The sequence below is a fragment of the Dietzia sp. E1 genome, from assembly GCF_014145015.1.
GTDB classification, from domain to species: Bacteria; Actinomycetota; Actinomycetes; order Mycobacteriales; family Mycobacteriaceae; genus Dietzia; species Dietzia cinnamea_A.
The window spans coordinates 1-4,864 of record NZ_JAALDU010000445.1 but is presented as its reverse complement, the minus strand read 5'-3'; the positions used below and the strand labels follow the sequence as shown (position 1 = coordinate 4,864).

Annotated in this window: 4 protein-coding genes and 1 pseudogene; 3 read left to right on the top strand and 2 right to left on the bottom strand. The window is 69.8% G+C overall.

What is annotated here, in order from left to right; genetic code table 11:
- A partial coding sequence (locus G6030_RS13700; protein WP_182643502.1) for a transglycosylase domain-containing protein occupies positions 1–2,139 on the bottom strand: 2,139 nt, incomplete at its 3' end.
- 130 nt (positions 2,140–2,269) lie between these two features.
- Positions 2,270–2,668 carry a DUF5318 family protein gene (locus G6030_RS13695; RefSeq protein WP_182643503.1) on the bottom strand — a complete coding sequence of 133 codons (399 nt, stop codon included), beginning with the start codon at positions 2,666–2,668 and terminating at the stop codon, positions 2,270–2,272.
- 278 nt (positions 2,669–2,946) lie between these two features.
- Between G6030_RS13695 and G6030_RS13690 the strand changes: the two genes are divergently transcribed.
- The 3 genes and pseudogenes from G6030_RS13690 to G6030_RS13680 all read left to right on the top strand — a co-directional run.
- Positions 2,947–3,498, top strand: coding sequence for a PadR family transcriptional regulator (locus tag G6030_RS13690; protein WP_182643501.1), 552 nt, complete (start codon positions 2,947–2,949; stop codon positions 3,496–3,498).
- Entirely contained in the window at positions 3,495–4,583 is a 1,089-nt protein-coding gene (locus tag G6030_RS13685) for an inositol-3-phosphate synthase (protein ID WP_067720034.1), read from the top strand. The genes G6030_RS13690 and G6030_RS13685 overlap by 4 nt, the downstream gene beginning before the upstream one ends.
- 21 nt (positions 4,584–4,604) lie before the next feature.
- Positions 4,605–4,864: pseudogene (locus G6030_RS13680) on the top strand (hypothetical protein); the annotation flags it as partial.

Genomic DNA, 4,864 nt, shown 5'->3' with positions numbered 1-4,864 from the left:
GGGGATGACGATCTCCGGCAGGCCGGGCACCTGGATGGTCAGCGGGCCGGGGGCCTGCGGGGCGGGGGCGGGCTGGACGGGCGCGGGCGCGACGCTCGGCTGGGGAGCGGTGTCGCCGGTGTCGGTGCCGCCCGTGGTGCCCGATCCGGTCCCGGAGGACTCCCACGAGGAGCGGCCGGCCTGACCGCCGATGTAGCCGGGCTCGGGGAAGGACTCCCACTCGGTGCCGGATAGCGCGCCGTCCATGGCCGACTTCCAGATGTCGGCGGGCACGGAGGCGCCGTACATCGTGCCGCCCCAGGCGTTGAACAGCGGCTTGTTGTCGTCGGTGCCGACCCAGACCGCGGTGGCGATCGACGGGGTGTAGCCGACGAACCAGGCGTCCTTGTTGTAGCCGGTGTCGCCGAGCTGGGTGGTGCCGGACTTGGACGCCGAGGGGCGCCCGCCGGCCAGCGCGTGGCCGTTCGAGTAGGCGGCGATGGGCTCCATCGCGGACGTGAGGTTGTTGGCGACGTCGGCCTCGACCACCTCCTCGCCCTCGATCGACGAGTTGTCCAGGAGCACCTCGCCGTCGGCGGTCTCGACCCGCTCGATGAAGTGCGTGGGCCGGTGGACGCCCTCGGCGGCGAAGGTCGCCAGACCGGTCGCCATGTCACGGACGCGGATGGGGTACTGGCCCAGGATGAGGCCGTCGTACGGGTCCTCGCCCTGTTCGCTCAGGGTCTCCCACGGCAGACCCGGGATCTGCTTGGGAATGCCCGTGCGGTGCGCCATGTCGCGGACGTCGTTGGCGCCGTTGTCGAGCATCCGCTGCAGGCGGATGAACGAGGTGTTGAGCGACATCAGCAGCGCCTGGGAGATCGAGCAGGAGCCGCAGGACTGGCCGCCGACGTTGGTGACGGTGACGTTGCCCGTGGTGACCGGAGCGGAGGAGATCTGGGTGCCGAGGCCGATGCCCTGCTCGAGGGCGGCGGCGACGCCGAAGATCTTGAACGTCGAACCGGTCTGCAGCGGGGCGTTGGCGTAGTCCCAGCCCTCGGCCTCCTCGCCGCCGTAGTAGCCGATCACGCCGCCGGTGCGCGGGTTGATCGACACCACCGCCGTACGGTTGTCCGGGCTCTCGCCCTGCATGTTGGAGCGCGCCGCGTTGACGACGGCGTCCTGGGTCTTGGGGTCGATCGTGGTGATGATCTTCAGGCCCCGGGTGTTGAGCATCTGCTCGTCGATCCCGGACTGGGCGAGCTCGGCGAGCACCTGACGTCGAATGGGCCCGTTGGTGGGGTCGCCGACGTTCTGCTCGACGGCCTGCGGGTCTTCGACGACCTGCGGGAACACGGCGTTTCCGCGCTGCTGCGCGTCGATGGCGCCCATGTCGCGCATGCCGTCCATCACGTAGTTCCACCGTCGCTCGGAGGCCTCGCGGTTGTTGAGCGGGTCCAGGGCGGAGGGCGACTGGATGACGCCGGCCAGCAGCGCACCCTCCTCCACCGTCAGCGCCTCGACGGGCTTGTTGAAGTAGGCGGTGGAGGCGGCGGCGATTCCGTAGGCGCCGCGACCGAAGTAGATGGTGTTGAGGTAGGCCTCGAGGATCTGGTCCTTGGACCACTCGTTCGTCATCTTGGCGGCGATGATGATCTCTTTGGCCTTGCGCTCGTAGGTTGGCGCGTCACCGACCATCGTGTTCTTGACGTACTGCTGCGTGATGGTGGAGCCGCCGCCCGCGCTGGACTCGCCGGTGATCTGCCCGATCACCGCGCGGCCGATGCCGGTCGGGTCGTAGCCCTCGTTGGTGTAGAAGGAGCGGTCCTCGGCGGCGATCACCGCGTTGCGCACGTGGACGGGCACCACGTCGAGCTCGATGAGCGTGCGGTTGCCCTCGGGCGGGACGATGCGACCGATCATCGTGGTGCCGTCACTCTGGTAGATCTCCGAGATCTGCTCCGTGCGGACGCTCCCGGGATCGGGGATCTCGGTGCGGTTGTAGGTCACGACCGCGACCGTCAGGGGGACGACGAGGAGGACGACGGCGAGGAGGATCACCGTCGTCCAGATCGGATGGCGACGGACCCAACCGGTCTGCTCCGAGGCCCTGCCCCGGCCCTCGTCGGCGGCCTTACCCGTCCTGCCGTTCTGCGCCATGCTCTACCCTCCCGCGAGCCGATCCGACCGACCCGGAAGGCCCCCGGCGGCGGTGCTCTGGCGACCATTGTGTACGAAAAGGGTGCCGACGCTGTACTCCGGAGGCGCCGTCGGGCAGCGGGCGGGGTGTTCAGCGGTGGCGTCGGAGCTCTCTCGCCGCCCGTCGTACGCGCTTTCCGGTCCCCGGCGTGAGCCCCACCTCATAGGACTCGACGAGGTGGTTCCACGAGCAGCTGCGGCACACCTCCACGACGTGGACCGTGAACTCGTCGTGGGACAGGGCGAGCTGCTCGATCTCGTCGACACCTCGGGCGGAGCCGGACGCCGGCCCGAGGTCGTCGCCGAACACCCAGGAGACCTCCGTGAGGTTCTCCTTGCGGCACACCGGGCAGACCGTCTCCGTCTCCACGCCGTGGAAACCGGCGGCCCGCAGGAGGTAGACGTCCGCGTCGCACACCTCGCGGAGCGAGAGCGCGCCCTCGCGCAGGCCCCCCAGCACACCGCGGCGGCGCAGCGCGAAGTCCACCACCCGTCGACGCTGTAGCGCCGCACGGCCGGTGGGGTCCTCGGGCCCCGGCGGGGGGCCGGGTCGCGGGGAGCGGGAGTCGGCCTGGTCCACGGCGTCCAGCCTACGGCCCCCGCAGCGGGCCCGGGCCGGAGCGAGCCGCGGAGCGTGCCAACACGTCGGACCGATGCCACTACTCGGTATATCGGACCGATACATCAGCGGGTGTACAGTCTGAAACCGTCGCATGACACACGGCGCATGACGCGCACAGGCACGAGTCGCGGGAAGGGGGAGGTGGAGTGCTCGAACTGGCCATCCTGGGTCTGCTCGACGAACGGCCGATGCACGGCTACGAGCTGCGCAAGCGACTCTCCGAGATGCTCGGGACGGTCCGGACCGTGTCCTTCGGATCCCTCTACCCCACTCTGCGCCGCCTCCAGCAGCAGGGCGACATCGTCGAGGACTCCTCGGCCGCCACCGCCACCAGGCCGCCCGCCACCGCGCGGCGCGGGCGCAAGACCTACCGCATCACCACCCGCGGCAAGGGGACGTTGGCGGCCCTGCTCGACGAGCCGGTGTCGGCGTCATTCGCCGACGACGGTTTCGGCGTCCACCTCGCGTTCTTCGACCGCACTCCCGGGCCCGCCCGGGTGCGCCTTCTCGAGGGCCGGCGTCGGGTGCTGGAGGAGCGTCGCGAGAGCCAACGCGACGCCGCCACCCGCGCCGGACCCACCGAACTGCGCTACGCCCGGCAACTCACGCTGCTCGGGCTGGAGACCAGCGAGCGCGAGCTGCGCTGGATCAACGAACTCATCCAGACAGAGAACCCATCACAAGGAGATCCCCAATGACCGACAAGAAGGTGCGCGTCGCGATCGTCGGCGTCGGCAACTGCGCGTCCTCGCTCGTGCAGGGCGTCGAGTTCTACGCCGGCGCCGCGATCGACCAGACCGTCCCCGGCCTCATGCACGTCAAGTTCGGCGACTACCACGTGGGCGACGTCGAGTTCGTCGCCGCGTTCGACGTGGACGGCAAGAAGGTCGGCATGGACCTCGCCGAGGCGATCAACGCCTCCGAGAACAACACCCTGAAGCTGTGCGACGTGCCGCCGACCGGCGTCACCGTGCAGCGCGGCCCCACCCTCGACGGCCTGGGCAAGTACTACCGCGAGACCATCGAGGAGTCCGCCGCCGAGCCCGTCGACATCGTGCAGGCCCTGCGTGACGCCGAGGTCGACGTCGTGGTCAGCTACCTGCCCGTCGGTTCGGAAGAGGCCGACAAGTTCTACGCGCAGTGCTGCATCGACGCGGGCGTCGCGTTCGTCAACGCCCTGCCCGTGTTCATCGCCTCCGACCCGGAGTGGGCCGAGAAGTTCCGCAGCGCCGGCGTCCCGATCGTCGGCGACGACATCAAGAGCCAGGTCGGTGCCACCATCACCCACCGCGTCATGGCCAAGCTCTTCGAGGACCGCGGCGTCGCGCTGGACCGCACGTACCAGCTCAACGTCGGCGGCAACATGGACTTCAAGAACATGCTCGAGCGTGACCGCCTGGAGTCCAAGAAGGTCTCCAAGACCCAGGCCGTGACCTCCAACCTGGAGGGGTCGCTCAAGGACAAGATCCACGACCGCAACGTCCACATCGGCCCCTCCGACTACGTGGAGTGGCTCGACGACCGCAAGTGGGCGTACGTTCGTCTCGAGGGACGCGCGTTCGGTGACGCCCCGATCAACCTCGAGTACAAGCTCGAGGTGTGGGACTCCCCCAACTCGGCGGGCATCATCATCGACGCCGTCCGCGCGGCCAAGATCGCCAAGGACCGCGGCATCGGGGGACCGATCCTGCCCGCCTCGGCGTACCTGATGAAGTCGCCGCCGGAGCAGATGGCGGACGACAAGGCCCGCGCCGAGCTCGAGGCCTTCATCATCGGGGCCTGACCAGCGCAGCAGAAGGATCGTATGAACACAGCGACGAACCACCCGCACACCACCCCGGGGCGTCGTCGTGTCCCGGCCGTCATCGCACTCGCGATGGCGGCCGGTGTCGCACTCGCGGCCTGTTCCGCCGACCCGGACGGCGAACCGGTCGCCCCGCCGGCGGCGACGTCGAGCACCTCGTCGTCGTCGACCCCCACGTCCTCCACGCCGACCCGCGACACCGCCGAACCGGTGTCCGCGCCCGCCACCACCGCCGCGCCCGTCACGGCCCCACCCCCGCC